The organism is Bradyrhizobium sp. 25ACV (assembly GCF_054863005.1).
The window spans coordinates 492276-512160 of record NZ_JAVAYO010000002.1 but is presented as its reverse complement, the minus strand read 5'-3'; the positions used below and the strand labels follow the sequence as shown (position 1 = coordinate 512160).

The following is a 19885-nucleotide window of genomic DNA, read 5'->3' as shown; positions in this document are numbered from 1 at the left end:
GTCGCGTGCAAATGGATCTGGTCCTTCCACTCACCCGGCTAGGCGACATGAGTGGCGCCGAACGCCAGAAGGCAGTGGCTCTTCTGCGAGTATTGCTAATGGAAGCGGCGGCGAAGCCGGCCAACGAGCCTGAGGCCAACGGCAAAAAGGGGGCAGGCAATGAGTAAGATCACGCCCGCGCACCTGACCCGTGCCGCATTCGTGTACATCCGCCAATCCACAGCATATCAGGTCGTCAACAATCTCGAGAGCCAACGTCGCCAGTATGACTTGGTCGAACGTGCGCGGCAGCTTGGCTGGGAAGATGTCCAACTTATCGACGATGATCTCGGCCGATCCGGTGGCGGAACGGTCCGGCCGGGCTTCGAGAAGCTGCTGGCAGCGATTTGCGAAGAGCGCGTTGGCGCCGTGGTATCGCTCGAGGCATCACGCCTTGCTCGGAACGGCCGAGGTTGGCACACATTGCTGGAGTTCTGCGGCCTGGTCGGCACATTGATTGTCGATGAGGAAGCAATTTATGATCCACGCTCCCCCAATGACCGGCTGTTGCTTGGTATGAAGGGCACCATGAGTGAGATGGAGTTGTCGATCTTCCGGCAGCGGTCCGTCGAGGCCATGCGCCAAAAGGCGCGGCGGGGCGAACTCCATTTGACCGTCGCCGTTGGCTACGTGAAGACGGATGACAACCGTATCGAGAAGGACCCTGATCGACGCGTCCATGACGGCATCTTGCTCGTTTTCCGCAAATTCGCTGAACTCCAGACAATCCGGCAGGTGCTGCTTTGGTGCAGGCAGGAGAACGTTCTCGTTCCAGCGATTGTGCAAGGTGGCGGCAAACGCCCGGTCGAATGGAAGACCCCCGTCTATCACACGCTGTACCACATGCTGACGAACCCGGTGTACGCCGGCTCTTACGCCTACGGTCGGCGAGGGACACGGGTGACGATCAAGGATCGCCGCAAGCGGGTCATGCGCGACACGCTCCGGCGCAATTGGAAGGATTGGGAGGTTTTGATCCACGACCATCATGAGGGCTACATTGCCTGGACTGAGTTCGAGAGGAATCAGCACCTGATCGCCGACAATGCCAATGGGAAGAGCTATATGGGTCGCGGCTCCATAAGGCGCGGCGAAGCCTTGCTGCCAGGATTATTCCGTTGCGCGCGCTGTGGCCGACGCCTGCACATCCACTACACTGGAAAGGGCGGGAATATACAGCGATATGCCTGCCGCGGCGCGTTCAGCGCCAAAGCGGCCGACAACTGTATCGGCTTCGGCGGCATGCGGGTCGATCGCGCTGTCGCCCAGGAGGTGCTCGGATCGACTGCAGCCTCTTGGGATTGAAGCGGCGCTGGCCGCGATGGAGGCCCAGAGCGTCAATCATTGCGACAAGCGTCAGCACATCGAGAATGCGATCCAGCAGGCTCAGTACGAAGCCGCCCGGGCACGGCGACAGTACGACGCCGTCGATCTCGATAACCGGCTGGTCGCCAGTGAGTTGGAACGGCGCTGGAACGAGAAGCTGGTTCAACTGCGCGACGTGGAGGTCCAGCTTGAGACCCTCAAACAGACGCAGCATGCTCCAGCGCTTTCCGCTGCGGATCGCGCGAGGCTGATGATACTCGGCAAGGATTTGACCAAGGCGTGGAACAGTCCCGGCGCGTCCATCGAGGCACGCAAGAAGATCATCAGGCTACTTGTCAAAGAGATCATCGTCGATGTCGTGGGCAATACGTTGGCGCTCCTCATTCACTGGCAAGGCGGCGACCACACCCAATTGACGGTCAAAAAAGAACAAGATCGGACAAACCCTTTGGACGGTCGAAGCCGATGTCCTCGATCTCGTTCGCGTATTGGCGAGGCAATTATCGGACACGGCAATCGCTGCGATTCTCAATCGATCCGGCAAGTTGACTGCACATGGTGCGAGTTGGACACGATCCCACGTCTGCAGCCTTCGGAACGCCAACGGCATTCCTGTCTATCGCGAAGGTGAACGAGCCGAGCGCGCCGAAGTTACGTTGGATGAAGCCGCCGACATTCTGAAGGTGAGCCGCACGACGGCCTATCGGATGGTCAGCAGCGGCACCCTTCCGGCCGGGCAACTGTGCGGCGGGGCGCCTTGGATTATCCAGTTCGCCGACCTGCAGCGAGACACTGTGTGCCGCGAAGCTGATGCCAGGCGATCACGTCGCCCGATATCTCGGGATCCGCAGCAGAATCTCCTTCCATTATAAGGACATCATCAGATGAGCAGTATGACGCGCCAACGTCATGCCCGGCGCAGAGAGCATTTTTTCTGGTCAGGCAGACTGGCCGGATGGCGTTCTCGACCGGGTTGGTGTCGAGCTCAAGGCGCCCGTCTTCGAGGAAGCGGGTCAGCCCCTGCCAGTGATTGAGCGCGTAGCGGATGTCCTCGGCGAGCGTCGAACCGCTGGAGATCATCGACAGCTGTTTCTCGAACCAAGGCTTTAACGCGGCGACCATGGGCGGCGAGTGCTCCCTGCGCGCGGCCAGCCGGATGTCCGGCGATGCACCGCGTACCATGGCTTCGATGGCGTAAAGCTGTGCGATGTGCCGAACGGCGGCCTCAGCGATCGGCGACTTGCTGTTACGGGCCAATTTGACGAAGCGCCGGCGCAAATGGCTCCAGCAATGCACGAGCGTCCACGGCCCTTGCGGTCGAGCGACTTCGGTCAGCCGGTCATAACCGTCATAGGCATCGCATTGCAGGAAGCGTCCGCAAAAGCCATCCAGGAACTGCTCTGCAAAGGCACCGCTGCGACCGGGGGCATATCGGAACAGCACGATCGGCGGACTTGGGCCGCTGTGGCCGCGGTCGTCGGAGACGATCGCCCAGAAGTAGCCCTTCTTCGTTTGACCACGCCCGGGATCGAGCACCGGCGCCGTGGTTTCGTCCATGAACAGACGATCCGCCATGGCCAGGCGGCGGCGCATGTGGTCCGCGATGGGCTGAAGATGGAAGCAGGCGCGGCCGGACCAGTTGCCCAGGGTCGCCCGATCAAGCCGGATGCCCTGGCGCGCATAGATCTCGGCCTGACGGTAGAACGGCGTATGGTCGCCAAACTTGGAGACGATCACGTGCGCAATGGCCGCTTCGGTCGGCAGCCCGCTGGGCACGACGTGCTCCGGTGCGTGCGCCTGTACGACAGGGCCCGAGCAGTGGCGACAGATGTATTTCGGGCGGCGCGTGACCAGCACCCGCCATTGCGCCGGGATCACGTCGAGGCGTTTGCTGACGTCCTCGCCGATCTTCGTCATGGTGCCGCAACCGCACGGACAGAGCGTGCTCGCAGGCTCGATGATCCGTTCCACGCGCGGCAAATGGGCAGGCAAGCAGCCGCGATTGCGATGAGAGCCTTGATCCGGCACGCTCCGCGATCGGCCCTTGATCACAGCCTCGGCTCTCTCCTGCGCCGCGTCCAGGATGCCTTGCGCGATCTCCACGTCTTCCAGCGGTAAGTGATACTGATCTGGCCGCAGCTTCTCGGACTTCGCGCCGAACTTCTCGCGTCGCAATTCGCCGAGGATGACCTCCAGCCGACGCCGCGCTTCCTCCGACGCCGCCAGCGCTCCCTGATGCTCGCTCAAGGCCGCCTGCGTTTGCGCCAAAAGCGCTTTCAGCTGTTCATTTTCGTCGCGCAGAGCCGCGATGCTCATGCGCTATTTCGAGCACATCGCCGCCGCGCGTGCCACGTTCAAAATAGCTTCCGAGTCATTCTGCCGCAGTTATCCAGCCGCCTGGGGACGCCGCGCTTCTTCCGGGCGGACCAACCTCCAATCCAACCCCTCGAACAGGGCTGCGAACATCGCCGGCGATATCCGCATCACGCCGTCTGCGATCGTTGGCCAAACAAACTTGCAACCTTCGAGACGCTTGTGCACCAACACCAGACCCGTTTGATCCCAGACCAAAATCTTGATCCGGTCCGCCCGTTTCGATCGGAACACGAAGGCTGCGCCGCTGAACGGGTCGAGACGAAGCATCTCTTGCACCTTTGCCGCAAGCCCATCGTGGCCACAGCGGAAGTCGATCGGCCGCGTCGCGATGTAAATCTTCAGATCGGCACCGGCCGCGATCATCGTGACGCTCGCACTGCGCGGATCACCCGGGACAGCTGCTCGCCAGTTATGGCTGTGTCCGTCCGCAGCACGACATCGCCAATCGCGATCTCAAGCTTGATCGCCGGAACGTGACGCTCCTCCAACGCGCTTTCCACGACCAGCGGTGCAAATGTCGACTGCGATGCCTCGCACGGCGCCAACATGCCTCGCTGTCGAAAGCGTCGGCGCCAATCGTAAATCTGCCAGCGCGTCGCTCCGTGCTTGCGCGCCACCTCGGACACCTGGGCACCAGGTAGCAGACTCTCGGCGACAATCCGGGCTCTCTCAGCCTCCGAACGCACACGGCGCCCCGACGGTCCTTCGAGGACCTCCAGCCGGCTCACCGGCCATAGCGGTGAGCCGTCCAAATGGACGTCCTTTTTGCTGTCCAATCCCATCCAAACCTCCGTTCCAAGCCGGAGGCTTCTTCGCACATTCATTCTAACTCTGAAGCAAGGGTATCGGCTTCGCGCTTACCCCGAGCCCGACCTTAGGTGAGTTGGGGATGCGGACTGCATTGTTGCGAGCATCTAGGAAATTACCGCTCCAAACACAGTTCGTGCCGTGTCCGCGGCAGGCAACATAAGCTCTCGGAATAGAGCGCTCGATCTGCAGCTCGGAGTCGCGCTGCTCCGTACTCTCTGGCGGCAGACCAGAGCACCAGCACGAATTTCTGATCAGGTGAGCGAAATGCTGTCAAGCTTCATGGTTGGTCAATTTAAGCCCGAACTCGACTTGTCAGCCTGACAATACCTTCTTGTTCTTGCAAGCTCCTCTTCGGAGAGCATCGCCGTACCGATAATGCGATCCCTCACCAATTGCGCGATCTCGCCGTCGGACAGCTTGAGAAGCCCCGATAGGATCTCTCTGTTATGCTGCCCGAGCGTCGGTGCCGCTGTACGGACAGCATAGGGCCGCGTACCTTCGCGAATAGGCATCGACGGCTGCAGATGCATGCCAATGAAAGCGCGTTCGACCTCCTGCAGAAATCCGCGTGATCTGAGATGTTGATCTTTGAGCAGGTCAGTCGGCAAGCGCGCCACACCTGCAACAACCTTTACAGCCTGCAACTCGGACATGGCCTGATCAGCATCGCGGGCGACTGTCCAGGCTTCAATACCTGTCTCTATAAGATCCTCGATGCCACGGCGGGCTTCCGCAGATTTCAACGATGCGTCGGCGGCCCAGTTTGGCCGCCCAATAAGAACGGCAAGCCTCTGCCACATTTCCTCATCGGTAGCGGCTACAATGATCCAGTTGTCCTCACCAGCACACTGGAAGCAGCCGTGCGGCACGAACTGCGGATGTCGATTGCCATATCTCGTCGGAGGCTTACCGTCAATCGAATGGACCATGATCCATGGCGCCGCAAACGGCATCATGCATTCGACCTGCGAAAGATCGATAAACTGCCCCTGCCCGGTGCTGCGGGCGTGAATGAGAGCAATAAGAACTGCGGCGCAGCCGTTCAACCCGCCGACGGGATCCCCAAAAGCGCTGTGGCTCATTACGGGTGGCCCGTTGGGATGTCCAATCACGCTCGGCAGGCCCGAGCCCTGCTCAAGAGTCGAGCCGTAGGCCCGACAATCGCGATGTACGCTGTTCGCTCCAAAGGCTGACATCGACATCATGACGAGGCGAGGGTTGAGAGTTCTGAGCACGTCGTAACCGAGCCCGAGCTTCGGCAGCACATTGGTCGAATAATTGTCGACAACAAGATCGGCTTCCGCCACTAGCCGTTTGACGAAAGCAAGGGCTTGCGACCGTGTCAGGTCGAGTGTGATACCGCGCTTGTTGCGATTCATGGTGCAGAAGCGCATCTTCTTTTCGTACATTTGGCCGTTGACATACGCAGGACGCCGGTCAACGCCGCGAAACCAATCGGGGTATTGGATAGCCTCGATCTTAATGACATCAGCACCGAGATCCGCCAGTGTGCGAGTGCACAATGGGCCTGCCCAGCCCATCGTGAAGTCGATAACGCGAATCCCGTGCAACGGCGGCCGGTCGGAACCGATCCAGCTGAACGACTCGGGCGTAGCGAGGGATCGGTGCGGTATTTTCGCGAAAGCCTGTTGCTCGCCGGGAGATGGCACCTTTCCGCCCCAGCGCGGTGGAGTCTGTGTCAGACGATGCATCGAGCCAGCGGTAAAGCCCTTTTCTTGGCCGACCCAGACAGGCGCAATCGCGCCGCGCACTTTCTCCCCCGCATGCTGGAGCAGATCGGACATTTCGGGTACTGGTACGATCGGGATCTTCCGTTTCAATCCCTCCGCAAACCACTCCAGCGCTGTCCGCGCCTTTAGCCTTGGTACCAGATATCGCTCGATCTGTTCCGTGTGTGGCCAACGATCTTCGCCGAGGACCAGAGTTGGATCATCACGCAATTCGGATAGGTCGAGCATATCGCAGAATGCGCGCCATTGTGACGGCGTCCCCGCCGTAACGCCGAGCCGTCCCTCTTTGGTTTCGTAAATGCCGACGGGAAACACTGGCCAGAATCGGTTGATGCCAAGCCTGCACATCGCATCACCGCGGGCAGAGGCTTCGAACATGAGATACTCGCTGACAACGAGGCTGGATTCGAAAATATTGAGCGACCATGACCGCCCTGCCCGACCTTGCATTCGCGAAAGGGCCGAAGAAGCCGCGGCGATGAAGCCCCACAATCCTGCAAGGATCCCCGTCTGGAAATCCGGTGCGTGCAACGGGGGGCCCTCGACGGGCCCAACCAGCTTGATGAGGCCGGCAAGCGCGCGGACTGTCGAGTCGGTTGCGGCGAATCCCGCATAAGGCCCATCGCGGCCGAACCAGCTCGCTTCAACGCAAATCAATCCGGGACGTCGACGGCGGATCGCGGCGATATCAATGGCCGGGCAATCTGCGGAATCGACCTCGCGGCCATCGATCAGAATGTCGCAATCCTCGATCATTGTGGTAAGATGTCTAATCGAGCTCGGCTGAGTGGCATCGATGATGATGCTTGACTTGTTGAAGTTGAGGAATGCGAACCACGCGCTCTGGCCCTTGGGCGTAAGCGGCGCGCTGTGACGAAGTGGATCACCCCCAGGCGGCTCGACTTTCTGAACATCTGCGCCGAAATCCGCGAATAACCGCCCGCAATAGCTTGTTGCAGCCGAGCTACCGATCTCGATCACCCGCAGATGTGATAATACTAGGTCCATTTGATCAGTCATGATGCTACTCCGAAACATCCCGTCTGGACGAGATGCGACTAGGTGCCCAATAGGAGCGCGGCGCCGCTTTCCAATTCGAAACACCGGCATCTGCAACTGGCGCGACGTTGAGGCGGTGAGGCCAAGCACATATCCGCCACCCTGCAACGCCGTGTATCAGCGGTATCAGGCGTGCTTTGCGCCTTCTGCGACGGCACAAACAGCGACTTGCACGACATCGAGCAGATTGAGCCCTAAAAAACAGGCTTAACGCGCCGCTCGGGTCAGAGCAAAACCACGGGACAAAAGTGTCACGCCTGATTGCTCGTCGGCCACCAATTCCATTAAAATCGGCCATATCGACCAAACCCTCGGATCAATCGCGCTGTGGAGAAGATTGCTCCCGACGACCAACTAGCAGTCCTGCTGCGAACACCACGTCCTGCGCCATCGAGAAATCGCGCTGCATCGTGCCATTTGCTATCAAACTGCCCGTGCACCGAGTTCGGAGTGTCGCTTCCACGAGGATCTTCGCCGCTAGTTCTGTTGGTTCCCGTCTACGACCACTCGTGGATGCCCGCGCAACGTTGATAGCTCTCTCCGCGGTAGTTCGCAAAAACCATGCCAGCACGAACTGGAATGGAAAGCGACCGCATTTGCAATCGATTGCGTACGGTCGGCTCACGGGAAATGCTCTGCCTCGACGCGGCACACAGCACCTTCATACTGGACACACCAGTCCTGTTGGAAACAGAACAATACCACCCATCGGGTCAGCGGCTCGCCAATCTTGATCTTCATGGTCCACGGCGACCAACCGCTCTTCCGCTACGCCATGATAGGACTGAAAACCGACAACAGCACAATCAAGGAAGGTCCGCTATCTAAGCGCCTGCCCCAAGCTGTCGCGCCACCCATCTCCGACTGAATGCCGACAATGTCGCAAATCAAACAAAGCGCGCTCGACCATTCCGCAGGGACGACGAGAGTTTCGTTCGACAATGAGGCGCGTCTCAAAATTGCGCGCGCAGCACGCCAATCGCCACGATCTGGAAAAACGAGCCGCCCTAAAGCGACGCGATTTCGCTCGAGAAGTTGCCGTTCAAACTGGATTGATGGATATTGCTGCTTGGTAAGCCCTGACCGGCCAACATCAACATCGTGGTTACCGCGAACGTCACTGGGCGGCCCTAGGACAGCTCGTAAGCTGCGATGAGGACCTCACCGGAGGGAGATCTTTGAGACACCAACGGCAGAGTTGCGGAAGAGCTCACCCCTGTATCTTCTGGCTTGAGCGAGCGCAGATTTCCTGATGGGACCTCCTGCTGCCACGGCTTTTTACGAGGCCCCTCCAATCCGAGGCTTTCGATTTCTCCATCAACTTACTAGACGACCGATTCCATGAAACCTGCGGAGGTGGAGCAGGCTGAATTGGTGGAACGGACGGGTTGTTGGCGGATTCCTCGTTTGCGGTCGGCGAAACGAGGAGCTGTACCATGGCAGGATGGCGGCGAGCGGTCGAATTGGCGAAGAGTGATGAAGAGATAGCGACCTTGGCGGCTCTTTCGCGGTCGAGAACCGATCTGGCGAGCCGGGTATCGCGGGCACAGATGCTGCTGGCGTTTCGGGAGAATCCTTCGTTCTGCGGTGGGCCAAAGACTTGGGGTCCATCATCAGACGGTGCAGCGCTGTGTCGAGCGCGCACTGGCCGATGGCCCCCTGGCGGCCCTTGATGATCGTCCACGACCGGGCAAGGAGCCAACGATCACGCCTGAGGCCAAAGCCTGGTTGGTGTCGTTGGCATGCGACAAGGCCAAGGACCACGGCTATCCGCATGAGTTGTGGACGACGCGGTTGCTGGCACGACATGCACGCGAGCACGGACCGGCGGCAGGGCATGCGTGTTTGGCCCGTTTGGTTCAGGGAACGGTGTGCAAGATCCTCGGCCAAGAGGAAATCAAGCCGCACAAGGTGCGCTACTATCTTGAAAATCGCGACGCCGAGTTCGAACAGAAGATGGCGGAGGTCTTGTGCGTCTATCGTGAGGTCGAAGTCCTGAAGAAAGCCACTGCCAAGGGAACGCGGCGGGGAAAGCCGGTGACGATCGTCTCCTGCGACGAGAAGCCGGGAATCCAGGCCATCGCAACGACGGCGCCGGATTTGCCGCCCAAGCCTGGCGTCTACACCTCCTTTGCACGCGACCATGAATACAAACGCCATGGTACGCTGAGCCTGTTGGCCGGGATTGATCTGCTCACCGGCAAGGTCCACGCCCTCGTCAAAGATCGCCACCGCAGTCGAGAGTTTGTCGAATTCCTCAGGCTTATTGATGCCGCCTATCCGCCGAACACTGCGATCAAGTTGATCCTCGATAATCATTCCGCGCACATCTCGAGAGAAACCAGAGCTTGGCTCGCCACGCGACCACGCGGGCGCTTCGAGCTCACCTTCACCCCCAAGCACGGCTCTTGGCTCAATCTCATCGAGGGCTTCTTCTCCAAGTTCGCCCGCTCGGTTCTGCGCCACATCCGGGTGGCCTCAAAGCACGAACTCAAGGAGCGCATCATGGCTGGCATCGGCGACGTCAATCGCCATCCGGTCATCCACACCTGGTCCTACAAACTCGCCGAGGCCGCCTGATATGATTCAAACCAAGAAAACGCTGAGCTAGCCACCGCAATGCACAGGTCGGACCTATTATCGCAAGTATGGCTTATAGAGCTGGTCCCGCTTGTCTGAACAGAATCTCCGCGTCGATAAGTGGAGCGTCTGCCGGGGTTAGGCCGCCATGCGGATTGGCAGCGGGTTGAAGTAGGCTTGATCCGGAGTGCCGCCGTCAAGGCTCGAGTGGGGACGCCGGCTATTGTAGAAGTCGAGGTATCGGCCGATCGCGGCGCGGGCGTCGGACACGCTTTCGTAGGCCCGCAGATAGACCTCCTCGTATTTGACACTGCGCCACAGTCGCTCGACGAACACGTTGTCCCGCCAAGCCCGACGACCGTCCATGCTGATGGCGATGCCATTGCTGGCGAGCGTGCCGGTGAAGTCTGCGCCGGTAAACTGTGAGCCCTGGTCGGTGTTGAAGATTTCGGGCTTGCCGTGACGCGCCAGGGCGTCCTCCAATGTCTCGACGCAGAAGGCCGCCTCCATCGTGATCGACAGCCGCCACGACAGAACCCGGCGGGTCGCCCAATCCAGCACGACGGCGAGATACACGAAGCCACGCGCCATCGGGACATACGTGATGTCCATCGCCCAGACCTGGTTCGGCCGTGTGATCTCCATGCCACGCAGCAGGTACGGATAGATCTTGTACCCGGGCTCAGGTTTGGTGGTGCGTGGACGCCGATACAACGCCTCTATCCCCATCTTCCGCATCAACGTCTTGACATGCCGGCGGCCGATTTTTCACCCCTCGGCAGCCAGCAGGCCTCGCAACATTCGCGAACCGGCGAAGGAGACTCCAGATGCAGCCGGTCGAGCCGTTGCATCATCGCGAGGTCATCGGGCGACACCGGACGCGGCAGAAAATAGACGTTGCTGCGGCTGATCTTCAAAACTTCCGCCCAAAAATCGTTCTCCAGCGTCCGTTCTCCGATCTTGGCGTGCAGCGACTTCACGTCGATGGCGGGTAACGCCGCCGCTGCGCTGCTGCCCCCCGGACCGAACACATCGGCGGCTCCGCCTTCAAGTTGCGCTTTCCACGATGTGATCTGATTGGGGTGGACGTCGAATTGCTCAGCCAACTGAGCCAGTGTCCGGTCGCCCTTGACCGCGGCAAGCGCCACTTTCGCCTTGAAGGTCGGTGTGTGGTTCCGGCGTGCTCGTCTGCTCATCGTCTCTCCTGATTCGCGGGACAATCTTGCCCGCCGTCAGGCAGAAACTCCACTTATCGCCCCTGTGCAGATTTGCGGAGCCGGCTCTTATGAGCGGCAGCGCGTTGTATCTGAACCTTCGGTGCATCTCATGCGAGCCGCTCGCGCCTGCATAGCGACGTTCAGGGTCCGAAATCGTTCATCCCGTCTCGGAAGGTGGAAGTGATTGAGCCAGGAATCCCTCGATCGTGAATAGCTGGTGTTCTTGCTAAGAAGACGGTGCTCTACAATAATCCGAACGCGGGACTGGCTCGGCGACATCACCGCCGCAAGCTGAGGTGGCCATCGATCAGGGCTCGCGCTCCGCCTCCGTCAAATTGCTGATACGTTGCGCACCGCGCTCTCAAATAGAGATTGTAACGTTCCTCACCAGACTAGGTAGTATCTCGATTGTTGTAAACGATGTAGTGCCATCAAAATTCAGCTGCGGATTGCAGTAGAACACAGCTCATGACGATAGGACACGGCGCAGCAATGACAAGCGTGGTTAACCCGTTGCAAGTCTCACGTTTCCTGCAGGAACATGATGATGCCGCCGCCCAAAAAGGCATCAAGCTTTCGATAGGATTCGATTTTCATAAGTATGTCTCGATCACACGGGCCACTCCGACAAAGGGCCGGACATATCCAAACTTCCGACCAGATCGCTCATCAATTAAACCAGGCGAGGGATTTTGGATCATGGGCATCGACAAGAATGAAGAGGTCGCGCTTTTGGAGGCTGTTCGATTGTATGACCTTTCGCAAAGTAACTTTGCAGAACATCTCCAATCCCTGAAGGCGTTTTATGCTGATCCGCCCGTACATGCACATCCTCAAGATAGGTGTATTTGCATATCGCCGAGTGCGAAACGAATAGCCGGGAAAGTCGCCTACGTCGGGGATCTTTGGGTGCGCAGAGACTTGAGAGGACAGGGCATACCCAAGATCATCTCAGGAATAGCACGCGGTGTGTCTCTATCGATGTGGGCTCCTGACTTCTTATGTGGACTTGTAGCGCGCTGGCGACTGGATACGGGTGGCATTGCGCAATGTGGAGATGTGCATTATGAACCCGGCGGCTCGATATTGCAGTTGGTAGAAGAGGGTATTATGGACAAGGATTGGCTTACTTGGCTAACTGGAGAGGAGTTGTGGAGCCTTGTAAATCGTCACGACAGAACCGAGCAGATTTAGCGTCGCGATTTTCGTCGGCTTCGCGAAGGGTACTTCTTAAGCTTGGTGCGTATCCGCACCGATACTGGCGATATCGCTAAACGCGACAATCGGCGAGTTGCTAATCGCGCACCACTCCCGGACATGGGCTGCCTCGTCGAGCAATGCATAAGGGTCCGGCGGGAGTTCCTCATTTTCAATTATGGTTCTCGAAATCAAATGCGATTGCTCCTCGCCATCAACGATCGATTGCGTATTATCGGCGTCGTATTCACGCCGACCGTTAGCGTCGTTGCGACGTGCGTAGAAGTGATTCGTCACGGCGCGGTCGTCGATCAAGTGCGTTGCGACAAGGATGACGTACGAACTGCGCCTTCCACTGGAGGTCACCGAGTCTTGCCTGCTCGCGATCCGGGTTCGAGGCAGTTGTCGCTGGATGCGATGTCGACATAGCTGGATATGCCAGCACCCACTTTTCTTGGATCGTGAGTGGTGCTTCAAGATCGAGTGATACCCGAAGCAAGAGAAGTCCACCTTTCGAGGAAAGATCGCAAAGTACTTGAGAGGTGTTGTCGCTCACCGGTGACGTTACAGCGCGATTTGAAGCGGGCGCGGATAGTTCTGCTGGCGGCGGACGGGCGCAGCACCCGCTCGATTGAAAGAAGTCGGGGTCCAGCCGCGGATTGTCAGCCTTTGGCGGTAGCTATGCCGACCATGGCCTTGAAGGGCTGCAAGACAAGCCTCGCACCCTGACAAGCAACCGATCTATTCGAAGAGTACGCATCCGGCCAGCACCCCGGGTAGGCGCGAACTTCCGGTGAAGATCACTCAGGCGGCAACGGCGGCTTTGTGCTGCTGGTTCGCCTTCCAATTCCAGGGCAGCAGGTCGGCGACTTGTTGGCCGGATAATCGGGGAGCCGGGCCAGCACGTCCGCAAGCTAGACTTGGGGATCGACGTCGTTCATCGTGCAGGTCTCAACAAGTGTATCGATGGCGGCGGCACGACGGCCGCCGGCATCTGAACCGGCGAAGGTCCATTTCTTCCGACCGCCACACCGCGCACGGCTCGTTCGGCGGCGTTGTTGGTGAGACAGACGCGGCCGTCGTCGAGGAAGCGGGTGAACGCTGCCCAGCGGTTGAGGAGATAGTTGATCGCCTTCGCGGTGTCATTGCTTGATGAGAGCAAGGCGCGCTGCTGGCGCATCCAGATTTCGAGATCGGCGACGAGCGGCTTCGATTTTTCACGGCGCGCTGTAAGCTGTTGCTCCGGCGTTTGTCCGTTGACGGCGCGCTCGATCTCAAACAGTTCATCGATGCGCCGCACCGCTTCGGTCGCAATCGGGGCTTCTCCCGATTTCGCCATGTCGAAGAACTTGCTGCGGCCGTGGCTCCAGCACGCTGCCTCAAGGATCGGCGCTGGTTTCCGATTGGCTCTGTAGAGATCGTTGTAGCCGTTGAAGGCATCGGCCTGCATCAGACCAACGTAGCCAGCAAGATGGCCCTGCGGATGCTCTCCGGCCCGGTTGCGCGAGTAATAGAACAATGCCGCCGACGGATCGGTGCCGGCAAATGGGCCGGTCATCGCGAACATACGTCCAGATCCGCGTATCCGTCCGGTGAAGCTTTCAATTACCCACAATTTCTGCTCCGACCATGGCGCCCAGCGCGATATCGGTGAGGCGTGACAACCCGCGCCACATGACGGTATTGCCAGGCGGCGGATCGCTGGTGCGGGCGAGATAACCGCCGAGCCGTGCGATCTTGGTCAGGTAATGTGAGAGGGTTTTCCGTCGAGCTTGCGCTTTGTCATTCACGAGGCGATCGAGCAGGGCGATTTCAGTCGCGGTCAACGCAAGAGTCGGTAGTGTCCGGGGAGCTGATCGATTGAGCATCGTCATCCAGAAGACCCGCCAACTGAGGATGCAAAAGACCGATATCAGGTTGGTCAGACGCTGGGCAGTCAGGAGCTTCGATTCCTCAGCTTTGCAGCCCGATTTAAGGATCTTGTGGAAGACTTCGATTTTCCATCTCAAGGCATACCATTCGAGCTTCTCAATAGCGTCCGCGCGGGAGCCAACGGGCAGATCTGTGATCAGCTTCCACTCGATTTTCTTTCTGTTCTTCGGCGTCATGCGTTCTTCGGCATGGATCACCGTCAAGGTCTGCGCGGGATAGCGCTTCTGCTTTCCGATCGGCGGCAGGACGCGAAGCTTGCGATATCTGATCTCAAGGACGGCTTCATCGGGATCGCCATTGTTGTTTCTGACGTCGATGCGATGCAGTCCTTTGACCGCAACCTCGTCCATTTCGTCGGCGATCGTGTGATTTCCATTCCCGGCCAAACGGTCAACGCAAGTCCTAATCACGAAATGCGTTCCAGCTTCCCGGGCCGCGCAGAACAGCTCATAGATGTCGCTCTCGCGATCACCGACATGGATGCATCGTCCCGGATCGCCCAGCAGCTCTGTGGATTGACGGACATTGTCCAGCCACCGAATGCTCTCCTTCTTCTCGATCGTAACGCGCGTCGGATTGATCTTCTTCTTAAGCGCGGCAGTCCCCTTGGATTTCTTCCGGGTCCAGAATTTGACCGCCGTCAGTCCAAGCGGCAGCCCTTCGGTTGTCACCGCCAGGCTCGAGTGCATCAGGATGCCGCAGACCGTGTGCGATCTCAGGCGGCCTGCCTTGTCGCGCCCGCTGTTTATACTTTTGGTGATCCCGATCGCGTCTGAGTTCTCTCTTTGATAACTGAACTCGGTCGTATCGTGGAGCACTAGAATAGGCCCGTCGGTGGCAATCGTGCGCTCACGCGTCGATTGAAAGTGGCCGGCCAGAATGTCCGCCTCGCTGACCCGGTCGTTGGAGAAAAAGCGATAAGCCGCCTTGGTGTTGGCCCAGTCCTGGCACACCAGCGGAATGCTTTCGCCCATGGCGCTCCCGATCTGCGCGACAAGTTTGCGGAGACGCTTGTTCAAGCGCTCATCGGCAAGGCTGCAGCCTGCAAGCTCGCGATCAAACCATGCGCCCGCTTCTCCGTCCATTGGCACCGCCCCCTGCGAATCGGTGCCAGACAAGGAATCACGATCGATTCCTGCGATGCAACAGTTTATGCGCTCCCTCAGCCCACTCGGCTAAATGTGGGTAATTGAAAGCTTCGCCGGACGGATACAGATCCGCTCGACCACGTCCTTCATTTTCGCCAGCACAGGGACCGTGGTGTCGCGGGCATGAATGCGTTCCGCGCGCATGACATGGGTCCGGTGGCCTCAATAAGAGGCTCAAGCGCCACCGCGCAGGCGCCGACCCGATCCGTCAGCGTCGAGACATCGATCTCGATGCTCTCGCGGGCATCGGTCTTGCTCTGACGGTTCAGCGGCTGGTGCAGCAGGCACTTGTTGACCAGGACCATCGCCAACATGGCCCGGCAAAGCCGCGCGGGGCTTACGGGTTCGACCGGCCGCGACAATAGGATGTTCGTGGAAGGCGTGCTTTGGATCGTGCGTACGGGCTCTCCCTGGCGGGATCTTCCGGAAGTGTTCGGAGAATGGAATAACGTGTTCCGACGCTTCAATCCATGGAGTGCCAAAGGCGTCTGGTGCCGCATCTTTGAGGCGAACCCGGGGAGCAGCATCAGCGCAATGGTCTTGCCTGCCCCGCTTGGACGAGGATGGCCAGGCACCCGCTGCGACGAAGCGCGAGGGACCAGTTTTTGACCCGCAGCAACTCGCCCATACATTTTGGCGATGCTGCGAGGTTCGATCTCGCAGAACCGGGATCGCTCAGCCGTCTCACCGCAGAAGAGCCAGAGCTCAGATCAGCTACCAATGCCAGTAGTTGATTTGGATAGCAGACGCTGTCACCTATGAGTTGATGAGCGTTGAGCCGATCAGATATGACCTGCAGGGAGTTCGGCATGCTAACGTCAAACACAATCTATTGCCGCAAACGGCTCAGATCGATAGGCGAGCTTGTTGAGTGCCGCGCACAGGTCTCATTCACCGTCACCTACCCTTTCTCACGAAGCGCACGATGGATAGCCGAGCGAGCTGGTTCGAAGGTTGTGGGCGCAAGTGTCAGTTGCTCTCTCTCTCGGCTACCACAATGCGAGCGACACTTCACGGAATCAAATCGACGTGGTCGACTACACAGTCCAACTCAAAGGGTGACATGATGCGGCGAAATGATGAAATGAAGCTTGGACTTTTTCTCAACCGGGCAGGATATCATGACGGCGCGTGGCGCGATCCGAGCGTGCCAGCGAATGGCGGCGTCAATATCGACCACTACGCTCATCTCGTAGCACTTGCTGAGGGTGCGGCATTTCACTTCGTGTTTCTCGCCGATCACCCAAGCGTATCAGAACGAGATGACGCACACATAGCGCGTGTAAGCCGAAACGATGGATTCGAGCCAATCACCCTATTGTCGGCGCTTTCATCGAAAACACAAGACATCGGCCTTATCGCGACGGCGACGACGACGTACCACCAGCCTTATCATCTTGCACGAATGTTCGCCTCGCTTGACCACCTGTCGCGGGGGCGCGCAGCCTGGAACATTGTCACCTCGGGATCCAAGTTTGAAGCCCCAAATTTTGGCGAAAAGGCACTTCCCGATCATGACGCGCGCTATGCTCGAGCGAGAGAATTCGTAGAGGTTGTCAAGGGTCTTTGGGACTCGTGGGAAGACGACGCTTTCATTCGTGACAAGCAGAATGGTATTTTCGCTGACACCACTAAACTTCATTTGCTTGAACATCGAGGGGATTACCTCTCAGTCAGAGGTCCATTGAACATCGCAAGGCCACCGCAAGGGTATCCCGTGTTGGTTCAGGCTGGCGCATCCAGTGCCGGAATAGCGTTCGCCGCAGAAGTCGGCGAGGTCGTGTTCACCGCGGAACCTTCTTTAGAGAACGGCAAACGATACTACGCAACTCTCAAAGAAAAAGCACGCACGCTCGGACGGGAGGACGATCAAGTGCTAATCATGCCGGGCATTGTCCCGATCGTTGGGAGGACCAAGCAAGAAGCGTCTGAGAAGCTTGAACGCCTCCAATCGTATACGCACATCGATGTGCAAATTGGAAGGGCAGAATTTTTGCTGGGTACTGACTTGCGTTCAACGAATCTCGACTCGTTGGTCCCTGAGTCTCTACCGCAGACGAACTTGATTCAGAGTCGTCAGAAACTGCTCCTCGACGTGGCGGCACGCCAGAAACTCACCTGGAGACAACTGATCCGGTTGGCATCAGACAGCAAAGGTCACCTTATGATTGTCGGAACGCCAGACGAAATTGTCAATGCCATGGTGGATAGGTTCGATCAATATGCGGCTGACGGATTCAACGTAATGCCGGCAACCTTTCCCAACGGACTTAACGATTTTGTTGAGCTCGTCATTCCCGAATTGCGTCGAATAGGCAAATTCAGGTTCAGATACTCAGGACAAACTCTAAGAGAGAACCTTGGTCTGAAGCGGCCTCTCAATCAGTTCGCACGGGAAGGTGTCGGCAGTCGACCATGAAAAAGTGCCCAAGCCGCTGGCTAGCGCCAGCTTTGAGATTGCCAGCTTTCGAGATCTGGAGGCTTGAAAGCTGTGCAGTTTCATTTTCGTGGCTCCAGACGTTCGACCAACTTCAAAAAAATCTGTGTGCTGACTCTTCTTGTCCGCAAACCTCTTTTGGGGTTGGCACGGGGATGTCCCGATCGATGTTGAACTGCGTCGAGCCGACGTTGCCGGAGTGAATATTGCGCGGCCTCGTGACGTTGGCAACGGCGTGATCGTCATGCGATCGTGGTGAGCTTTATGGGCCACGGGCATAGCCGGCAACTGCTATGCGCCTCGATCATCGGAAGCCCTTGTTGGCCTCGATCACGCTGGCCGCGACCCAGCGTAGGGCCATACCGGCATCCCACCAGAATTCGACGTTCCGCGTGGCATGGCGAATGGTGCCCATCATGTTCTCGGCGATGTTGGTGTGGGCGAGCGATCGACGAAGCGGCTCGGCAGCTTCAATCGGACGACAGTCAGGACTCCGTCGAGGCGTTCGAGGATGCTCGCCGCTACGCCGGGCCATTGCTAGTGGTTCATCCCAGTGATTTTGACGTTTTGATACCGAGCCATTCGAGGATGGGCAAGTTTTCAGGTGGCAGGAGAATCTCGATGCTTCGGGGAACACCGGGCTGACGACGAATGAATCCGTTTCGTTCGAGGGTGACGCTCATCTGGTGGACCGACGGCGGGCTGACGCGGAAATGGCGCTGCATGTCGGTTTCGGCGGGTGGGCGACCGAACATGTGCGCGTAGGTGTAGATAAAAGCCAGGTAGTGTCCCTGCTTCTGCGTGAAGTGCGTGCCTGATTTGTGACTCATCGCTGGATTCGTCCCGGCCTCCGACAAGGAGGCGAAGCATGAATGTACGTTATCGGGTCGAATTGAGCCAAATCGAGCGGGACGAACTGACGGCGATGCTCGGGGGCGGCAAGCATGCCGCCCGCAAACTCAAGCGGGCGCAGATCTTGCTCGCGGCCGACGCCGGCAGCAGTGACGAGGAGATTGCCCGGACCGTGAGCGTCAGCCTCTCCACCGTTGGCCGGATCAAGCGCCGCTTCGTAGAAGGCAATCTGGAGCGGGCCTTGAGCGAGGAGCCGCGTCCGGGCGCGGAACGCAAGCTGACGGGCAAGGAAGAGGCCCTGCTGGTGGCGACGGCATGCGCCAAGCCGCCGGCCGGCCGCAAGCGCTGGACGCTAGCGCTGCTGGCCGACGCGATGGTCAAGCTCACCGATCACGACAGCCTGTCGGGCGAGACCGTGCGCCGCCGGCTGGCCGAAAACGACCTCAAGCCGTGGCGCAGGGACATGTGGTGCATTCCCTGTGTCGACGGCGAATACGTCGCCCGCATGGAGGACGTGCTCGATCTCTATGCTGAAGCGCCGGATTCCGAGCGGCCGCTGGTCTGCTTCGACGAGACCCCCGTCCAACTCATCGGCGAGGTGCGTCAGCCGATTCCGGCCCAACCGGGACAGCGCGAGCGCTACGATTACGAGTACCGCCGCAACGGCACCGTCAACCTCTTCGTTACCTTCGACCCGCATCGTGGCTGGCGCAACGTCAAGGCTACAGACCGCCGCGCCGCCGTAGACTACGCGTACTGCATGCGCGAACTCGTCGATGTCCATTATCCCCAAGCCACCTGCATCCGTGTCGTGCAGGACAATCTGTCGATCCATACCGCCGGCGCGCTGTATCAAGCATTTGCGCCCGCCGAGGCCCGGCGCATTCTGCGCCGCCTCGAGTTCCACTACACCCCGAAACACGCCAGTTGGCTCAACACGGTCGAGTGCGAGATCAGCGTGCTACAGCGCCAGTGTCTCGGCCGCCGCATCGACGACCCCAAAAGGCTCCAAAACGAAATCGCAGCATGGCAAAAGGCGGCGAAATAAAACCCGAGCCCGCATCAAATGGATGTTCACAACCGACAAAGCCCGCGCCAAACTCGGCCGCGCCTATCCAGCCACCGCCAAAGAGTCAAAATCACTGGGATGAACCACTAGTC

At 58.8% G+C, this 19885-nt stretch carries 12 protein-coding genes and 6 pseudogenes; 7 read left to right on the top strand and 11 right to left on the bottom strand.

What is annotated here, in order from left to right; translation table 11 throughout:
• Positions 1-159 precede the first annotated feature (159 nt).
• Positions 160-2237: pseudogene (locus RAD04_RS06160) on the top strand (recombinase family protein).
• On the opposite strand, the gene tnpC (RAD04_RS06155) reads toward RAD04_RS06160, so the two are convergent.
• The 4 genes from tnpC (RAD04_RS06155) to RAD04_RS06140 all read right to left on the bottom strand — a co-directional run bounded on the left by tnpC (RAD04_RS06155) (position 2128) and on the right by RAD04_RS06140 (position 7322).
• The gene (tnpC, locus tag RAD04_RS06155) at positions 2128-3681 is read right to left on the bottom strand and encodes an IS66 family transposase (protein WP_461623028.1); all 1554 of its coding nucleotides are present in this window, start codon (positions 3679-3681) and stop codon (positions 2128-2130) included. The pseudogene RAD04_RS06160 and the gene tnpC (RAD04_RS06155) overlap by 110 nt on opposite strands.
• Before the next feature lie 69 nt (positions 3682-3750).
• Positions 3751-4104 carry an IS66 family insertion sequence element accessory protein TnpB gene (gene tnpB, locus RAD04_RS06150; RefSeq protein WP_461623027.1) on the bottom strand — a complete coding sequence of 118 codons (354 nt, stop codon included), beginning with the start codon at positions 4102-4104 and terminating at the stop codon, positions 3751-3753.
• Positions 4101-4523 carry a transposase gene (locus tag RAD04_RS06145; protein WP_461623026.1) on the bottom strand — a complete coding sequence of 141 codons (423 nt, stop codon included), beginning with the start codon at positions 4521-4523 and terminating at the stop codon, positions 4101-4103. The genes tnpB and RAD04_RS06145 overlap by 4 nt, the downstream gene beginning before the upstream one ends.
• A 315-nt stretch (positions 4524-4838) precedes the next feature.
• Positions 4839-7322 carry a CaiB/BaiF CoA-transferase family protein gene (locus tag RAD04_RS06140; protein WP_461623025.1) on the bottom strand — a complete coding sequence of 828 codons (2484 nt, stop codon included), beginning with the start codon at positions 7320-7322 and terminating at the stop codon, positions 4839-4841.
• A gap of 1659 nt (positions 7323-8981) precedes the next feature.
• Here RAD04_RS06140 and RAD04_RS06135 point away from each other — a divergent pair.
• Entirely contained in the window at positions 8982-9941 is a 960-nt protein-coding gene (locus RAD04_RS06135; RefSeq protein WP_461623024.1) for an IS630 family transposase, read from the top strand.
• Positions 9942-10079: 138 nt separating this feature from the next.
• On the opposite strand, the pseudogene RAD04_RS06130 reads toward RAD04_RS06135, so the two are convergent.
• Positions 10080-11137 (bottom strand): annotated as a pseudogene (locus tag RAD04_RS06130) (IS3 family transposase).
• Positions 11138-11650: 513 nt separating this feature from the next.
• On the opposite strand from RAD04_RS06130, the gene RAD04_RS06125 reads away from it, so the two are divergent.
• Entirely contained in the window at positions 11651-12352 is a 702-nt protein-coding gene (locus tag RAD04_RS06125) for a hypothetical protein (protein WP_461623023.1), read from the top strand.
• Between the two features lie 36 nt (positions 12353-12388).
• Here the strand turns inward: RAD04_RS06125 and RAD04_RS06120 are convergent, their stop codons facing one another.
• A complete protein-coding gene (locus RAD04_RS06120) occupies positions 12389-12670 on the bottom strand; it encodes a hypothetical protein (protein WP_461623022.1) in 282 nt (93 codons plus the stop codon).
• Positions 12671-12838: 168 nt separating this feature from the next.
• Here RAD04_RS06120 and RAD04_RS06115 point away from each other — a divergent pair.
• A pseudogene (locus RAD04_RS06115) lies at positions 12839-13112 on the top strand (helix-turn-helix domain-containing protein); the annotation flags it as partial.
• A 47-nt stretch (positions 13113-13159) separates the two neighbouring features.
• Here RAD04_RS06115 and tnpC (RAD04_RS06110) read toward each other — a convergent pair.
• The 3 genes and pseudogenes from tnpC (RAD04_RS06110) to RAD04_RS06100 form a co-directional block, all read right to left on the bottom strand.
• Positions 13160-13947, bottom strand: a pseudogene (tnpC, locus tag RAD04_RS06110) (IS66 family transposase); the annotation flags it as partial.
• Positions 13948-13956: 9 nt separating this feature from the next.
• The gene (locus RAD04_RS06105; RefSeq protein ID WP_461623021.1) at positions 13957-15405 is read right to left on the bottom strand and encodes an IS4 family transposase; all 1449 of its coding nucleotides are present in this window, start codon (positions 15403-15405) and stop codon (positions 13957-13959) included.
• A 116-nt stretch (positions 15406-15521) separates the two neighbouring features.
• Complete coding sequence (locus RAD04_RS06100) at positions 15522-15749, bottom strand: IS66 family transposase (protein WP_461623020.1); 228 nt, start codon at positions 15747-15749, stop codon at positions 15522-15524.
• A 28-nt stretch (positions 15750-15777) separates the two neighbouring features.
• Here RAD04_RS06100 and RAD04_RS06095 point away from each other — a divergent pair.
• A pseudogene (locus RAD04_RS06095) lies at positions 15778-15945 on the top strand (transposase); the annotation flags it as partial.
• A gap of 553 nt (positions 15946-16498) precedes the next feature.
• Positions 16499-17854 carry an LLM class flavin-dependent oxidoreductase gene (locus tag RAD04_RS06090; protein WP_461623019.1) on the top strand — a complete coding sequence of 452 codons (1356 nt, stop codon included), beginning with the start codon at positions 16499-16501 and terminating at the stop codon, positions 17852-17854.
• A gap of 246 nt (positions 17855-18100) precedes the next feature.
• Here the strand turns inward: RAD04_RS06090 and RAD04_RS06085 are convergent.
• Together RAD04_RS06085 and RAD04_RS06080 are read right to left on the bottom strand one after the other, a co-directional pair.
• A pseudogene (locus RAD04_RS06085) lies at positions 18101-18409 on the bottom strand (IS256 family transposase); the annotation flags it as partial.
• Between the two features lie 8 nt (positions 18410-18417).
• Complete coding sequence (locus tag RAD04_RS06080) at positions 18418-18702, bottom strand: LexA family protein (RefSeq protein ID WP_461623018.1); 285 nt, start codon at positions 18700-18702, stop codon at positions 18418-18420.
• Between the two features lie 38 nt (positions 18703-18740).
• Here RAD04_RS06080 and RAD04_RS06075 point away from each other — a divergent pair.
• Positions 18741-19875, top strand: a protein-coding gene (locus RAD04_RS06075) for an IS630 family transposase (protein WP_461623017.1) whose coding sequence is annotated in 2 segments (ribosomal slippage) — positions 18741-19760 and positions 19762-19875 — 1134 coding nt in all. Because the reading frame shifts where the segments join, the coding sequence is not laid out codon by codon here.
• The last annotated feature ends 10 nt before the right edge of the window (positions 19876-19885 follow it).

What these genes read in the sequence shown, in the direction of transcription:
- tnpC (WP_461623028.1), bottom strand. Translation starts at nt 3,681, where the DNA reads ATGAGCATCGCGGCTCTGCGCGACGAAAATGAACAGCTGAAAGCGCTT.
- RAD04_RS06090 (WP_461623019.1), top strand. Translation starts at nt 16,499, where the DNA reads ATGATGCGGCGAAATGATGAAATGAAGCTTGGACTTTTTCTCAACCGG.
- RAD04_RS06140 (WP_461623025.1), bottom strand. Translation starts at nt 7,322, where the DNA reads ATGACTGATCAAATGGACCTAGTATTATCACATCTGCGGGTGATCGAG.
- tnpB (WP_461623027.1), bottom strand. Translation starts at nt 4,104, where the DNA reads ATGATCGCGGCCGGTGCCGATCTGAAGATTTACATCGCGACGCGGCCG.
- RAD04_RS06145 (WP_461623026.1), bottom strand. Translation starts at nt 4,523, where the DNA reads ATGGGATTGGACAGCAAAAAGGACGTCCATTTGGACGGCTCACCGCTA.
- RAD04_RS06100 (WP_461623020.1), bottom strand. Translation starts at nt 15,749, where the DNA reads ATGTTGGCGATGGTCCTGGTCAACAAGTGCCTGCTGCACCAGCCGCTG.
- RAD04_RS06080 (WP_461623018.1), bottom strand. Translation starts at nt 18,702, where the DNA reads ATGAGTCACAAATCAGGCACGCACTTCACGCAGAAGCAGGGACACTAC.
- RAD04_RS06125 (WP_461623023.1), top strand. Translation starts at nt 11,651, where the DNA reads ATGACAAGCGTGGTTAACCCGTTGCAAGTCTCACGTTTCCTGCAGGAA.